Raw genomic sequence first — 14,917 nt, forward strand, 5'->3', positions numbered from 1 at the left:
CAGGCTTTTTTAAAAGGGGGAGTTCCAAATGGAACCTTTAAAAGAGATTGAACATGAGAAGAAAAAAATAAGGCGCTGGAAAAAGGTCACATTAGTGATTACGGGTGTAATTATGTTGCTAGTGGCTGCTGCGCTTATATTTGTAAACGTTTACATAAATCGTTCACTTCCCGAAACCGCCGGCCAAATTAAGTTCGAAGGTCTTAGTGAGGAAGTCAGCATTATTCGGGACGAGCAAGGAGTCCCTAATATTAAAGCTAAGTCTAATGAAGATCTATTCAGAGCGCAGGGTTATGTACAGGCACAAGACCGTATGTTCCAAATGGAGCTTGCGAGAAGGCAGGCATCGGGTACGCTAAGTGAAGTTGTGGGAAGTACGGCCATCGATCAAGATAAGTATTTTCGAACGCTGGGGTTAAGGAGGGCTGCGGAAAAGTCTATTCAAGAATATTCCGAAGAGGCTTTGAAAAGTTTGGAAGCATTTGCGGAAGGCGTGAATGAGTACATCGCGCAGGCTATAGATCAAAACAAATTACCTGCAGAATTCATTTTAATGGGAATTGAACCAGAGCCCTGGGAACCTGTCGATTCATTGACCATCGGGAAATATATGGCCTTTGATTTAGGAGGGCATTGGGAGAGACAGGCTTTTAACTATTATGCGATGCAAGAGTTTTCTCCCGAAGAAGCAGAAGAGCTTATGCCAGCCTATCCCGAAAATGCTCCGACGATTCTGGATGAAGAAACAATAGATATAGCATCCAGTTTTAAAGGTGCCGTCCTGCCACAAGAATTCAATGGAAGTAATAATTGGGTAATTGAGGGGAGCCTCACTTCATCAGGTTCCCCTTTGCTGGCGGATGATCCTCACCTTGGTTTAGCCACTCCGTCCATATGGTATCAAATGACTTTAAATTCTCCTGATTACAAAGTTTCCGGTGTTATTTTCGCCGGTGTTCCGGGAATTATTTTAGGTCATAACGAAGATGTGGCATGGGGAGTAACAAATGTAGGGCCGGACGTGCAGCAGCTGTATATGGAAAAAAGAAACGCTGAAAATGAGAATGAATTTCTCTATGAAGACAAGTGGGAAGAAGCGGAGGTTATTAACGAGCCGATACGAGTGAAAGGTGAGGATACGATAGACTATTCTGTTACAGAAACGAGACATGGACCTGTCATCAGTGAATTTGCAGAAAACACGGGTGAATCATCAGTCTTGTCATTAAGGTGGACGGCTCTTGATCCTACTACGGAACTTGAAGCTATTCTGGAAATCAATAAAGCAAGAAATTGGGAAGAATTCGAAAATGGTCTAGAGAAGTTCCTGGCACCCGCTCAGAATTTTGTATATGCAGATAAAGAAGGGAACATAGCCTACAAAGCAAATGGAAGAATTCCGATATATGAGAACCCTGATGATGCTCTTCTTCCATTAAGAGGATGGTCCTCTGAGGATGAATGGAACGGTTTTATTCCGTTTGACGAACTACCAGGTGCCTTCAATCCCGAAGACGGTTTTATCGCAACAGCTAATAATAAAATAACTACAGTAGAATACCCTTATCATATAAGTCATAATTGGGCACAACCTTACCGTTATCAACGTATTACCGACATGATTAATGCCAAAGATAACCACACCTTAAAAGATATGAAAGACATGCAGTTAGATGTATTGAACCTGCAGGCTGAAGAATTCTTAATTTATCTTCTGGACCAGCTCGAAGGTGCGAACGAGGAGACAATTCAATTAATGAACGACTGGAACTATAAAGATGAGGATACCTTGCCGCAGCCTCTCATTTTTCACAGGTGGATGCTGGCGATACAAGATCGAATATTTTCAGAGAAGATACCAAAAGATATGCTGGAGTTTTTTAAAGGGGCAGGGCAGACCACGGATGAAATACTACGTACGAGTATGAAAGGAGAAGAATCTATTTGGTTGGAAGAGGCTGGTGGTATAGAGAACGTCGTCCAGTTGGCTTTCGATGAAACCTTCATTGAATTGAAGGAAGAACAGGGGCAGGAACCTGCTGACTGGGAGTGGGGGAAATGGCATGCTGTAGAATTCACTCACCCGCTTTCGAGCATTGGGTATTTGGAAAGGTTTTATAATCCCGGTGCTCCTGTGCCTGTTAGTGGGAGCAGGGTAACCGTTAGAGCGGCAGGTTTTGATAATAGTGGAATCGTCGATCATGGAGCCTCATGGAGGTTTGTAACGGACCTTTCTGACTTAAGCAGGGCTGAGCACGTAGTAGGGCCGGGGCAGGCAGGCCATTTTCGTAGTGAGTGGTACCACGATCAGCTGGATGATTGGGTTTCAGGAAAGTATCACACTACATTTCTTAACGAATCTGATGGAAGCGAACTTACTTTGCACCCTTAAAAAGATGACTATGTTAAAGAGGGTTGTTGATATTGATAAGTGAGTTAATTAACAATATGGCAAGATAGCTTAAGACTTGAATTCTAGATAATTCGGGTTCGTTGCCGTAATGTGGGTAAGTTGTTAGGGAGCTACTCGCTTTCCTGTGGGGGAAGTCGCGAGCTTCCCAACAACCCCATTCGGCGAAGGTGAGAAACGAACCCTCACATAATGAAGCGTTTCTTTACGCATCCTGCGAGATGAACATAATGAGTTCTACCTCAAGTTTTTTTGAACAAGAGACCTCGGTTACGACCCTCAGTATTTGCTCAATGTTCCTATTTTCATGCAAAGACAGTGCCGTAAACAACTGGAGCATTCGTGGTAACCTTCCGACGTTTAGGTTCATTAATTAATGAGAGAAGCTGCATCTATTTGGGTATGACACACTATATGGTGGAGGTCCCTACCACTAGACACTAGACATGTTCTTATAAAAATACTTCATAATTAATTCATTCAGGGTTCTTAGGACTCCTGTGGGAAGAGAGTGCTTGGTGAGACCCCGGAGAGCGAAGCTTGAGGAGGCTCACTGCGCTCCCACGGAAAGGGAGTGATTTCCAGGAGCTCTTACCTCTGTTAAGCATAACGGAAACCGCCCAAACATCTCGAAACTGAGTCTTCCACTACGAGGGAGCTTAAATGAATATCAACATAGAACTATAACAAAGCCAAAAAGATACGTGACCTCTCTTATTTCGATGAGGACACGTTCTTAAGATATTTTTCTAGTTGGGGTATGGCCGTTTTCAAATCTTCAGTAATGACTTGATTGAACAAGTGATCTTTTATAGTTGGTTCTTTATTTATTAAAAGCGAAGGGATCCCCCTGCTTACTGCATATTCTGGTAAGAGACTGAACGGTGTAACTTGAAGGGACGTACCTAAAACCATCAGCAAATCAGCTTGATCGATGATGGCTTCGGCTTCATCGTGAGCGGTAATCAAATCTCCGAACAAAACAACATTTGGTTTGATGGGAGTATGACAAGCATCACATTCAGGTGTTTCATGAGCTAGGACATAATCGATGGTAAAAGCTTTTCCACATGATGGGCAGGATGCTTTATCCAATGAACCGTGGTACTCGACAACTCGCCGGCTGTCCGCGGCCGCATGCAGCCCATCAACATTTTGAGTGATGATTGTAACCTCTCGATATTCACTTTCTAAGTTTTTAATGAAGTGGTGTACTGGGTTGGGACGATACTCCTGTAATAACTTGATGCGGAAAATCTCTTTGTACTTCTTCCAAAAATCGATTGGATCATAAGCAAAATATTCACTGGACATGTAATCTTCTCTTCTTCGATCATAAGTCCAGATCCCTTTAGAGGACCGGAAGTCAGGAATACCACTTGCTGTAGACACACCTGCTCCCGTTAAAATAACGATGGAAGCTGCCGCGTCCATTTGACGGGCGGCAGCAGCTAGTTTCTCAGACATGTTTTCCATCCTTTCTTTCTACCGTTTATTGAAACCTTTTTTCTGGACAAGATCGGTCACATCCATGCGCATTGTCTTCATGAACCGCCTTTTCATCTGTTCCGTCCACGTATCTGTGCGGCTGTTAGAACTGCGGGATTCGTAGTATTCTGCGATTTCTTTATCGAATGCTCGTAAACTGTCATCGTGTTCTATATACTGGTTTTCAAAATATACGGCTTTCTTGGGGAGCCTCGGTTTGATATCAGGCTGGTGGTCCGGATGGCCAATGGCCATACCAAATAAAGGAATGACATGTTTAGGGAGGTCAAGCAGCTGGTCAACTTTACTTATATTATTCCTTAAGCTGCCAAGATAACAGATTCCCAAGCCAAGTGATTCTGCTGCTATCGCCGCGTTCTGAGCTGCCAGAGCCGCATCGATTGCGGAGACGAGAAAATGCTCGCTGTTCTCTAAATTTTCGATCATTTCACTGTATTCATCATTCGACGCTAAGTGAGTTTGACGGTGAAGATCGGCGCAAAACACAAGCAGATGCCCATTTTGTTTAACATAGGACTGACCGCTAATATCAGCTAGAGCTGATTTAAGTTCAGAATCCGTAACGCCGATAATCGAATACGCCATCATATAACTTGAGGTCGAAGCTTGCTGAGCTGCTCCTATAATGGTATCAATCTGTTCATCGGTAAGTGGTAGATCTTTGAATTTGCGAATGCTTCTATGATTTAGAAGAGTATGGATCGTAGAATTCATAATTTAAGCCTCCATTATTTATATGTTTTTTAATCTTGTTAACTAACATTTCCTAATCAGAAATATTTCTAAGCTGCCATTAAGGATGAATGGGTGCAGTGAGAAGCCAAGTATTCCCCAGTGTACGCTTGAATTATGAAAAGTCTACAACTACGTTTATCATAACTTTTTATTTAAGATAACATAAATTATTTAAAGAAATCTCGTTCGAGACTTACAGATATTTGTATCATACTGCACTGTAGTGTATAGAAACATCAACAAAGTCATATTTGAAAGAGGTATGAGTGTAAAAATAAAAGTTTACATAAAATTTTTATAGTAATTAGAGGGTTCTGTTGAATAAAGTAGAATTAATATTATATATTTACTTGCTTAAGCACGGGGAGGGGTTCTTATGGCAGAAGTATTTGACTTCGATTGCTATAAATCCAAAAAAGAGATGAAAAAGGCTACTCATGAAAATCTAATATACGAGATTTATTTGACAACAATTAAATATGTGAAGAAACATGGAGTTTTCCAATCTGGGCACCCTGGGGGCCACATCACGACAGATACTTCTCTAAAAGTAATTTTTAACGAGGAAGAAGAAATTTTTAATAAAACGTTTCATGAACTGATAAAGTACTGGGGAATCAATTTAGACGCTGTTCAAACGAGTTTATTTGATAATAATTTTGAAAATTTTGCTACCGTAGGGGATCTATGTGTATTTTTAGAAAAGGAAATCAACAATGATAGAGGCTAAATGGTAAAAATCTATAACACTTTAGATTATAATCTTATAATCTGATTTGATATAATTGTCTTATAATGCTTCAAAAATTTAGGGATAATGAAGCACAAGGAGGCAAAAATGAAACAGATTACAGCATTACTGTTGCTGGTGCTTGCTCTATTAGGCTGTTCTGAACAACCTGAACCCTCAGGCACGTTAGAAGCTTATATGCAAGCCTGGCAAGATGAGAATTTTGAGGAAATGTACGAGTTACTTAGTGAGCAATCGAAAGATAGAATTAATGAGCAAGAATTTGTTGAAAGATACTCTACTATTTATGATGGAATAAATATGAATAACCTTCTGATTACATATGATGAACCCGCAGAAGATGAAGATTTTGCTGAAGAAGATCAACCGTCCTTCAGTTATGAAGCAGAAATGGAAACACTAGCGGGTGCACTTAACTTTGCTAATGAGGTGCAGCTAACGTTTGAAGAAAATGAAGAAGAGGGTAAATGGCGTGTGAATTGGGATTCTTCTATGATTTTCCCTGGAATGGAGGAAGAAGATACGGTCAGTGCACAATCTACTTCACCTGAGAGGGGGGAAATCTTTGATGTTGAAGGTGATCCTTTGGCTGAAAATGGAGAGGTACAGCAAGTCGGATTTGTCCCTGGTGAGTTAGGTGAAAACGAAGAAGAAGCGAAGGAAGAAGCAGCTGATATTTTAGATATATCTGTAGAGGATATTGATGGACAGCTTAATCAATCCTGGGTTCAGGCTTCATCTTTCGTACCCGTTGGATCGATTGCTGCCGCCGATGAGGAAAGAATTGAGAATATAACCGGCATAGAAGGTATACAGCTTCAGGAAAAAAGTGCCCGCGTCTATCCTGAAGGAGAATCTGCAGCGCATTTAATTGGATACATATCCGATGTAACTGCAGAACAGCTTGAAGAGGTTGGTGATCAAGGTTATTCTGCTGGAGACCAAATCGGCCAGGCAGGTCTTGAATATGTACTAGAAGATGATTTACGAGGACAGGCTGGAGGAAAGGTTTCCATCCTTGATGAAAATGATGAAGAAAAAGAAGTATTAGCTGAGAATGAAGCGGTTGATGGTGAAGACTTCAATCTTACCATCGATAAAGAATTACAGCAGGCTGTATATGAGAGCATGGAAGAAAAACCGGGAGCTTCTTCAGCTATTGACCCAACTACAGGCGAAGTGAAAGCCTTGGTCAGTTCGCCCAGCTATGATCCTAATGACATAATTTTAGGTAGGAGCAGCGTGGAGACTACAGTTAACAGGTTCAATAAGACGTATTCTCCAGGTTCAACATTCAAGCCCATTACTGCAGCCATCGGACTTGAAACTGGCAACATCGATCCTGATGAGGAAATGTCGATCCCGGATAAAACATATACAGAAGACGGCTGGGGTGGGTACTCTGTCAGTAGAATTGATGGAGCAAATGTAGACGACAAGGTAGATCTAAGGGATGCTCTAGTGCGCTCCGATAATATTTATTTCGCTCGCTCCATATTAGAAATCGGTGCGGATTCATTTATGGATAAATCGAACGATTTTGGTTTCTCAGAAGAAGTCCCTTTCTCTTTCCCAATCGAGGATTCTCAAATTGCTAATGAAGAAGAAATCACGGAGGATGTTTTATTAGCCGATACAGGGTATGGGCAAGGACAAGTGCAAATGAGTACACTTCACCTTGCTTTGTCCTACACTCCGTTCATTACAAATGGAGATTTACTAGAACCTGCTCTTATTCAGAGTGATGATACCGAACAAGTCTGGAGAGAAGATGTAGTTAGTGAGGAGACTGCAGCTCGCATCCGTGAAGATCTTAAGGCCGTAGTCAGTGATCCAGAAGGTTCCGCTTATGAGCCTCAGCTAGAAAACGTAAGTCTGGCTGGCAAAACCGGGACTGCAGAATTAAAAGAGTCAATCGACGATGAAGATGGCCAGGAAAACGGATGGTTTATCGCATGGGATACAGATCAGGAAGATTTATTAGTATCCATGATGATCGAGAATGTCGAGAATGGAAGTTCGGAAGCTGTTTCCAAAGTTAAACAAGTTTTTGAAGAAATGAACTAAACAACAACAATAAGCCCTAAGCCACTTTGATTAAATTTGGCTTAGGGCTTTTTTGATAGGCTTTGTTAAAGTTCAATGTTGGTATTCATATATGCTCCCTTTATTGGAAGACTCAGGTTCGAGATGTTTGCACTGTTTCCGTTATGTTTACCAGCGGGAAGAGCTCCGGGAAATCACTCCCTTTCCGTGGGAGCGCAGTGAGCCTCCTCGAGCTTCGCTCTCCGGGGTCTCACCAGGCACTCTCTTCCCACAGGAGTCTCGCAATTTCCCGGAGCTCTTTGCCAGTCGTTAGTAGAACGGAAACTCTTATGACAGAACTTCAGTACCTTAGAACCCTTATGAAGTTTTTCACTCAGAACATGGCTAGCGGTAGACATAAACCCCCTCCACCCATGTAGTGTGTCATACCCAAATAGAAGCAGCTTCTCTCCTTAATTAATAAAACTAAACGTAGCAATTAATTACCACGAATGCTCCAGATGTTTACGGCGCAGGCTTTGCATGAAAATGTGAACATTGAGGTTAAATACTGAGGGTCGTATTTCGCTGGAATCGGGAAGACGCTCATTTTTATGTGAGGGTTCGTTTTTCACCTTCATCGAATGGGGTTGTTGGGAAGCTGCGAGACTCCCGTGGGAGAAGGATGTAGGCGAGATCCCACAGGGCTGAAAAGCCCGAGGAAGCTCGCCACTTCCCCCACAGGAAAGCGAGTAGCTTCCCAACAACGCCTGAATCTTAATAGGGCAACGAACCCTGAATATCTCGAAAGCAAGTCTTCAGCTATCCTGCCATATTGTTGAATATCTCACTTATCAATATCAACAACCACCTTTAACATAGCCTTTTGATAAAAGATTCATGTTAATCACTCGCAGCCATAGTCAACCGAAGTCTTGCTGTTTTGCTGCTTAGAATATCTCGTTTTTTAAAAAAGTCATGATGAATTTACAAATCGGAGCAACCCTGCAGAAAAGGGGCAAGTTGAAATTTTAGTAACTAATTTCTGAAAAGGGGGTCTATTGGGAGGATGATAAAAAGAAGAATCAATGACTAATCATTTATACTTATCAAAAACAACTGACCAAAACCTTGGATAGTAAGATATAATAAAAATAATTAATGTAGAGGAGCTGATGTTTTATGAGAAATTATTTTGATCTACCCCGTCTATATCAACATTTTAATAATGGAGGACTCATCAGCTGAATCGGTGTCCTCCTAAATTCAGGAGGAATAGAATGGAAAAAACCACAGTGCCCGTGTATGTTAAATCGCAGCGAGTGAGTGAGGAAAAGATTGGTCGAATTGCAAGAGTGAATGGTGAAAGTTTTGTCATATGGGATGAGCAAAAAAGCTATGTATCCCAGGTGTCAGGTAAATTTCGTTACGAATCTAATGAATGGCCGATCATCGGTGATTGGGTCGTTCATGAACCGCATTCGAATGACCAAGCTATTATTCACAAAGTATTGAATAGAAAGACAGTACTTTATCGAAAAGAACCCGGTACTCTGCATCAAAAGCAGATGATTGCAGCAAATATAGACAGTGTATTTATAGTGACAGCGTTAACGAATGACTTTAACTTGCAAAGGCTGGAAAGGTACGTACTGCAAGCCTATGAAAGTGGCGCTAAGCCAATTATCATTTGTACGAAAAGTGATCTAGTCGAGAATACTGCTGAGTATAGAGCGGAAATTGAAAATTATATTCCAGCAGTCCCTGTTTATGTGATAAGCAGTTTTGACGGAAATGGTATGGAAGATTTTATGTCTGAGCTGAAATCAGGGGAAACTTATGCGTTGATTGGATCGTCCGGAGTGGGTAAATCGACTCTCATCAACCAGTTATTAGGTCAAGACGTTTTATTAACGAATCAAGTTAGAGAACAGGATGGGAAAGGACGTCACACGACAACTCATCGAGAAATGTTCCTTCTTCCTAACGGCTCTTTCGTTATGGATACCCCCGGCATGAGGGAGATTCAAGTTTGGGGAGAGTCTGAATCTTTGGATTTAAGTTTTTCTGATATTGATCAGCTGGCTGGTAACTGTAAATTTCGTGATTGTGAACATAACGAGGAACCAGGATGTGCGGTGCAGGGCGCTATATCTAATGGGAGCATGACAATTGCTCGTCTGAAAAGCTATCACAAGCTCACTCGCGAGCTCGAAAGATTGGAACTTAAAGAAAAATATGGGGCTCATCGGACAAATCGATTGCTTCATAGTCCTAATTCCAAAAAATTCTGATATTGAAAAAGAGGGCTGGCCATAAAAATCTATTGATTAGACTTTTATGGCCAGCCCTCTTTTTTCTATACAACTCTTATTTATAGTTTTGATAAACGAAGAAAACTGTGGTCTTTCAGTTAATTTAAAATGAGGTGTTATTGTTTTCCAAAACTCATTTTTTCATAACGACCTCTTATGACTTCATATATACCGTAAAGTATTAAACCTACGGCAACGATTCCTAACATCCATTGGCCAAGAGGTTGTTGTGATATTTCGGCTAAAGCACCGTCTAAACCTTTTGCTTCATCTGGATTAGAGGACATGGCTGTCTGAATAAAAAAGAAACCAACAGTTGCTAAAACAATTCCCCTCGAAATAAGTCCCATTTTCCCAGACTTTTTGGCGATTTTCCGTTCATGGTCATCCATCTCACTAATATTGAATTTTTTCATGAATCTTTTAGTAATGCCGCTGTAAAATTCACTAACGCCGTAGCCGATTATAATTGCCCCGAGAAGTCCTACAAGCCACGCCCCAAACGGTTGGGACAGGAGTTGAGCTGAAATGGATTCTTCAGAATTACCGCCACCACTGCCAGCGTGCATGGCTATTTGAATAGCGTTTACGGCTAAAGCACCATAAATCACGCCCCCGATCAAGTAACAAAAACGGATAAATAGCCCTTTACTATCGCTTCCTTTACGTGATGTATCCTTAATCGATTTAATAACGAGCCAGGAAATATAACCAATCAGTCCGATTCCAATGATCCATAATAATATTTCACCAAACGGAATGCTCGCCAGGGACTGAAACATCCCGCCTGTACCTGTTGTTTTCCCACCGACTCCAACGGCAGCCATTAAGGATAATAAACCGACTAGAGCATATACAGTACCTTTCGCCATATGTCCAAATCGCCCAAATCTTCTTATCCAAGGTTTAATATCTTCGTTAGTATCCACACCCTTCATTTTGTTTTTTCCCTTAGATAAAGTAGTCGCCATGAGTCATTTCCCCTTCAATACAATTTTAATTACTACAATTTTATTCCCCAAAAAAAGACCTGCAAACCAATAAAAAAAGCGGCAACCGCAAAGTTCCCGCTTTACATTATATCTATCACTACACTGTTATTTGTAGAACCTTATAAAATTTATAATTATGGTTTTAAAATCACTTTAATGTTACCATCTTCTTTTTTATCGAAAATATCATAACCTTTGGCTGCATCTTCAAGACTGATGCTGTGTGTAATTATATCTGTCGGATCAAATTCATTATTTTCAACCATATCATAAAGTTTCGGCATTAGATGAATAACTGGTGCCTGTCCCATTTTTAAAGAAATGTTGCGGCTGAAAAAGTCACCTAATGGAAAAGCGTTGGCCTCTGTACCGTATACTCCAGTCAATTGTAAAGTTCCAAATTTTCTAATTGATTGTGAGGCTGTAATAATCGGACTGATTGTTCCAAATTGATTATCGTGGTCAGAACCGAATTCCTCACCAGGTGAGACGGTGCCGTCCATGCCTACACAATCAATGATCACGTCGGCACCGCCATTGGTCTCATTGTAAAGCAGCGCCCCGATTTCTGTTGTATCTTTAAAATTATAGGTTTCCACATTGTTCGTTTTCTTCGCGTGAGTCAAGCGATGATCCACTTGATCCACAGCAATTACTCGCTTAGCCCCTTTAAGCCAGGCGAACTTCTGAGTCATCAATCCTATAGGACCGCTCCCTAAGACAATTACTGTATCTCCATTCTTAACACCGCTGTTTTCCACACTCCAGTATGCCGTTGGAATGACGTCAGATAAAAACAGAACACTTTCGTCATCAAGGCTGCTTGATTCGGGAACTTTAAAAGAGGTGAAGTCAGCATACGGCACACGCAGAAACTCTGCTTGTCCCCCAGGATAGTTCCCGAATGGTTCTGTAAAACCAAATAGTCCGCCTGCATCACTGTGGGGGTTGGAATTGTCACATTGGCTTTCCATTTGGTTACTGCAGAAAAAGCATTCTCCACAACCAATATTGAATGGGATGATCACTCGATCACCTTTTTTAAGATTTTTTACGTCTGGTCCAACTTCTTCTACAATACCCATAGGTTCGTGCCCGATGACATAATCTTGCTCCGGTTCAATCCCACCTTTATATAAGTGGAGGTCAGAGCCGCAAATACCGCTTGCAGTTATTCGAACAATCATATCATCGCTTAATTCTATGGAAGGGTCTTTTACATCCTTTACGACCATTTTTTCTTTGCCTTGGTAAGTAACTGCTCTCATTCATTCCACTTCCTTATTAGTAAAGTTTACGATACTATAACCATTATTCTAGAATAGTAAACATAATGGTGAATCATACATTATGGCCCACTGATAGACGTATCAATGAATTTCCCTTATAATCGGAACTGGAGTTTAACTACATAACGAAAAGAAAAGGAGAGTGTCTTATGACAAAAAAATTAGTGTTCGGTCATAAAAATCCTGATACAGATACCATTTGTTCGGCTATTGTTTACGCTGAGCTGAAAAACAAAATCGGGGAAGAGGCAGAAGCTGTACGTTTAGGAGAAGTAAGCAGTGAAACCCAATATGCATTGGATTATTTCCGAGTGGACGCTCCACGTTTAGTTGAAACTGTGGCGAATGAGGTGGATAAAGTCATTCTAGTGGACCACAATGAACGCCAGCAAAGTGCTGCTGATATAGATGAGGTGGAAGTAGCTGAAGTAATCGATCATCACAGAATAGCGAACTTTGAAACCAAAGGTCCACTTTATTACCGTGCTGAGCCTGTTGGCTGTACGGCAACCATACTAACTAAAATGTTTAAAGAAAATGGAGAGGAAATCTCTAAGAGCCAAGCTGGTTTATTGCTTTCTTCCATTATATCGGATTCTTTACTTTTTAAATCCCCAACGTGCACTGATGAAGATGTGAAGGCAGCTAAAGAGCTTGAGACTATTGCAGGTGTGGACGCTGAATCATATGGACTGGAATTATTGAAAGCTGGTGCAGATATAAGCGGACTTAGCGCAGAAGAGCTTCTTTCTCTGGATGCTAAAGAGTTTTCAATGGGGAATTCTAAAGTCGAGATTGCTCAAGTTAACACAGTAGATACCGAAGAGGTGCTTCAACGTAAAAGTGAAATCTCAAAGGCGATTAAGAATACGATCTCAGATAAATCTTTAGGTTTGTTCGTATTTGTAATCACAGACATACTGACGAATGATTCGACAGTCATTGCTTTAGGAGATGAGGCTTCTTCTGTAAATCAAGCCTTCGGCGTCGAACTGAAAGACAATCAGGCCGTCCTTGAGGGTGTAGTTTCCCGCAAGAAGCAAATTGTCCCTCCTTTAAACGAACAGTTTGTTTAAGAAAGCGCTCATGACGAAGGGCTTACTCCGATTCAAGGAGTAAGCCCTTCGTTTTTTATATGCTCGTACCATTCTTTGCGTAAAATACCCATGCGTATGGAGTCGTAATGTTTCCCCTCATAAATTCTGCATTTTCTCATTCTTCCTTCCAATTTCATTCCCAGTTTCCGACCGACTTGCATCATCCTTTCATTCCTTGACCAAGTCGTCAGACCTGCTCTTGCAATAGGTAAGGTTTGAAACAGGTGGTCTATCCACAACGTTAAAGCAGAGGTGCCATACCCTCCATTCCAATACTCTTTCTTGTATATGCCGATCCCAACCTCCAGCCATAGAGACGGTTTATGCTCCCAGTAATATGTGACTGTACCGATAATTTCACCATCTACTTCAATCAGAAGTCTCGAATCCGGTTCTCCGTTTTTAATTCGTTCCTTGCGAGCGTTCTCGTGACTGCGATAACTTTCTAAAGTGTGGGGTTCTAAAGGATAGTACGGTGCATCCCATTCTTTCCATTCAGGATTTGGGCTGCTGTAAATCAGCTGCCATAATGTTTTGGTATCCGCTTCAGTGATACTTCTTAATTGTAGTTTGTTATTCAACAATCTAGTTTCAGTCGCAACCATGATTTTCCCTCCTAAAAGAGAAGCTTTAATAGTCATCGTATCACACGATTCATGAAAAGTATGTTTTAGAATCAATGAGCAGGGTAATTAATTTTCGTAAGCAGAAAAGGGTGATTATATGATAAGTGTTTACGGTTATTCAAAAGAAGAAGGTCTTCAAACTTTTCCTTCTTTAGAAAGCATGGATCAGGCTGTTGTAGAATGGTATTGGGTGGATCTTGATTCTCCGACTGAGGAAGAAGTGAAATGTTTAGATACATACTTTCAGTTTCATCCCTTAGCTATAGAAGACTGTTTGCATGACTTGCAAAGACCAAAGCTTGATTATTACGAGAACCATACTTTTTTTGTATTTCATGCCCTGCATCAAGAGTCAATGGATCGCCAGGAAATCAATTTGTTTCTCGGTGAGGGGTTTGTGGTTACATTTCACAAAGAGCCTTCTAAAGAAATAGAAGCTGTGAAAAGTATGCTGAACCGTCATAAAAATCATCAGGAGCTGGATGAGTATTATGTTCTTTATCAGCTGTTAGATAAAGTAGTGGACCGTTATTTTCCAATCGTGTATGAAATAGAAGATCACATCAACGAAATAGAAGATAATACACAGAATTTGTCAATGGAACAGTTATTAGAAGAATTATTCGACCGTAGAGGAGAGCTGCTGCGAATAAGGCAAACGGTGCATCCTATGAGAGACCTGCTATACCGGATGCTGAATACTCATCATCTAGATGGAGTGAGAGAGAGAAGAGAATACTTTGCCGACATTTATGACCATCTGATAAAGGTAGCTGAAATCGTCGGCTCGAATCGGGAAATGACTCAGGATATAAGAGACAGCTATTTATCTTTGAACTCTCATGAGACAAACCGGACAATGCAGATTCTTACAGTGATTTCAGTTATTTTCATGCCGTTGACTTTCGTTGTAGGAGTGTACGGGATGAATTTTATGAACATGCCGGAACTGAATACAGAGTATGGTTATTTCGTAGTGTGGGGACTGATGATCGTTATGGCAGTCGGAATGTTCTTTTGGTTCAAGAACAAAGGGTGGTTTGACTGATTGATGAAGCAAGTCGAATAAAACAGGCTTTTAAGTAGAATGTTTTCTGTTCAAATCAGTTTATTTCGTTATATATTAAATAAAAACAAAACAATGCCGATATTCCTCATCAAGAGGATA

At 40.9% G+C, this 14,917-nt stretch carries 11 protein-coding genes; 6 read left to right on the plus strand and 5 right to left on the minus strand.

What is annotated here, in order from left to right:
- Nucleotides 1–28 precede the first annotated feature (28 nt).
- Nucleotides 29–2,392 (plus strand): penicillin acylase family protein, encoded by a 2,364-nt coding sequence (locus tag LF817_RS04515; RefSeq protein WP_253934586.1) that lies wholly within the window; start codon nt 29–31, stop codon nt 2,390–2,392.
- Nucleotides 2,393–3,124: 732 nt separating this feature from the next.
- On the opposite strand, the gene LF817_RS04520 is transcribed toward LF817_RS04515, so the two are convergent.
- Both LF817_RS04520 and nfsA read right to left on the minus strand, forming a co-directional pair.
- Entirely contained in the window at nt 3,125–3,877 is a 753-nt protein-coding gene (locus tag LF817_RS04520) for an NAD-dependent protein deacylase (protein WP_253934587.1), read from the minus strand.
- An 18-nt stretch (nt 3,878–3,895) separates the two neighbouring features.
- Entirely contained in the window at nt 3,896–4,633 is a 738-nt protein-coding gene (nfsA, locus tag LF817_RS04525; protein WP_253934588.1) for an oxygen-insensitive NADPH nitroreductase, read from the minus strand.
- Between the two features lie 397 nt (nt 4,634–5,030).
- On the opposite strand from nfsA, the gene LF817_RS04530 reads away from it, so the two are divergent.
- From LF817_RS04530 to rsgA, 3 genes are all read left to right on the plus strand, one after another.
- On the plus strand, nt 5,031–5,384 hold the full coding sequence (locus tag LF817_RS04530) for a hypothetical protein (RefSeq protein WP_253934589.1): 354 nt from the start codon (nt 5,031–5,033) through the stop codon (nt 5,382–5,384).
- Nucleotides 5,385–5,492: 108 nt separating this feature from the next.
- Nucleotides 5,493–7,472, plus strand: a complete 1,980-nt coding sequence (locus tag LF817_RS04535) for a penicillin-binding transpeptidase domain-containing protein (RefSeq protein ID WP_253934590.1) — start codon at nt 5,493–5,495, stop codon at nt 7,470–7,472.
- A 1,238-nt stretch (nt 7,473–8,710) separates the two neighbouring features.
- Nucleotides 8,711–9,724, plus strand: coding sequence for a ribosome small subunit-dependent GTPase A (gene rsgA / locus LF817_RS04540; protein WP_253934591.1), 1,014 nt, complete (start codon nt 8,711–8,713; stop codon nt 9,722–9,724).
- 137 nt (nt 9,725–9,861) lie between these two features.
- On the opposite strand, the gene LF817_RS04545 is transcribed toward rsgA, so the two are convergent.
- Nucleotides 9,862–10,716 (minus strand): DUF1206 domain-containing protein, encoded by an 855-nt coding sequence (locus LF817_RS04545; protein WP_253934592.1) that lies wholly within the window; start codon nt 10,714–10,716, stop codon nt 9,862–9,864.
- Between the two features lie 155 nt (nt 10,717–10,871).
- Entirely contained in the window at nt 10,872–12,005 is a 1,134-nt protein-coding gene (locus LF817_RS04550; RefSeq protein WP_253934593.1) for an alcohol dehydrogenase catalytic domain-containing protein, read from the minus strand.
- A 170-nt stretch (nt 12,006–12,175) separates the two neighbouring features.
- Between LF817_RS04550 and LF817_RS04555 the strand changes: the two genes are divergently transcribed.
- Nucleotides 12,176–13,102, plus strand: coding sequence for a manganese-dependent inorganic pyrophosphatase (locus LF817_RS04555; RefSeq protein WP_253934594.1), 927 nt, complete (start codon nt 12,176–12,178; stop codon nt 13,100–13,102).
- A gap of 32 nt (nt 13,103–13,134) precedes the next feature.
- Here LF817_RS04555 and LF817_RS04560 read toward each other — a convergent pair whose 3' ends face one another.
- Nucleotides 13,135–13,728 carry a GNAT family N-acetyltransferase gene (locus tag LF817_RS04560; protein ID WP_253934595.1) on the minus strand — a complete coding sequence of 198 codons (594 nt, stop codon included), beginning with the start codon at nt 13,726–13,728 and terminating at the stop codon, nt 13,135–13,137.
- 118 nt (nt 13,729–13,846) lie between these two features.
- Between LF817_RS04560 and corA the strand changes: the two genes are divergently transcribed.
- Nucleotides 13,847–14,797 carry a magnesium/cobalt transporter CorA gene (gene corA, locus LF817_RS04565; RefSeq protein WP_253934596.1) on the plus strand — a complete coding sequence of 317 codons (951 nt, stop codon included), beginning with the start codon at nt 13,847–13,849 and terminating at the stop codon, nt 14,795–14,797.
- Nucleotides 14,798–14,917: the final 120 nt, after the last annotated feature.

The sequence above is a fragment of the Halobacillus sp. A1 genome (genome assembly GCF_024189295.1).
Taxonomy (GTDB): domain Bacteria; phylum Bacillota; class Bacilli; order Bacillales; family Halobacillaceae; genus Halobacillus_A.

Excerpts from the sequence above, each read along its gene's own strand:
- LF817_RS04530 (WP_253934589.1), top strand. The coding sequence starts at position 5,031 with ATGGCAGAAGTATTTGACTTCGATTGCTATAAATCCAAAAAAGAGATG.
- LF817_RS04515 (WP_253934586.1), top strand. The coding sequence starts at position 29 with ATGGAACCTTTAAAAGAGATTGAACATGAGAAGAAAAAAATAAGGCGC.
- LF817_RS04560 (WP_253934595.1), bottom strand. The coding sequence starts at position 13,728 with ATGGTTGCGACTGAAACTAGATTGTTGAATAACAAACTACAATTAAGA.
- LF817_RS04535 (WP_253934590.1), top strand. The coding sequence starts at position 5,493 with ATGAAACAGATTACAGCATTACTGTTGCTGGTGCTTGCTCTATTAGGC.
- LF817_RS04545 (WP_253934592.1), bottom strand. The coding sequence starts at position 10,716 with ATGGCGACTACTTTATCTAAGGGAAAAAACAAAATGAAGGGTGTGGAT.
- LF817_RS04520 (WP_253934587.1), bottom strand. The coding sequence starts at position 3,877 with ATGTCTGAGAAACTAGCTGCTGCCGCCCGTCAAATGGACGCGGCAGCT.
- nfsA (WP_253934588.1), bottom strand. The coding sequence starts at position 4,633 with ATGAATTCTACGATCCATACTCTTCTAAATCATAGAAGCATTCGCAAA.
- corA (WP_253934596.1), top strand. The coding sequence starts at position 13,847 with ATGATAAGTGTTTACGGTTATTCAAAAGAAGAAGGTCTTCAAACTTTT.
- rsgA (WP_253934591.1), top strand. The coding sequence starts at position 8,711 with ATGGAAAAAACCACAGTGCCCGTGTATGTTAAATCGCAGCGAGTGAGT.
- LF817_RS04550 (WP_253934593.1), bottom strand. The coding sequence starts at position 12,005 with ATGAGAGCAGTTACTTACCAAGGCAAAGAAAAAATGGTCGTAAAGGAT.
- LF817_RS04555 (WP_253934594.1), top strand. The coding sequence starts at position 12,176 with ATGACAAAAAAATTAGTGTTCGGTCATAAAAATCCTGATACAGATACC.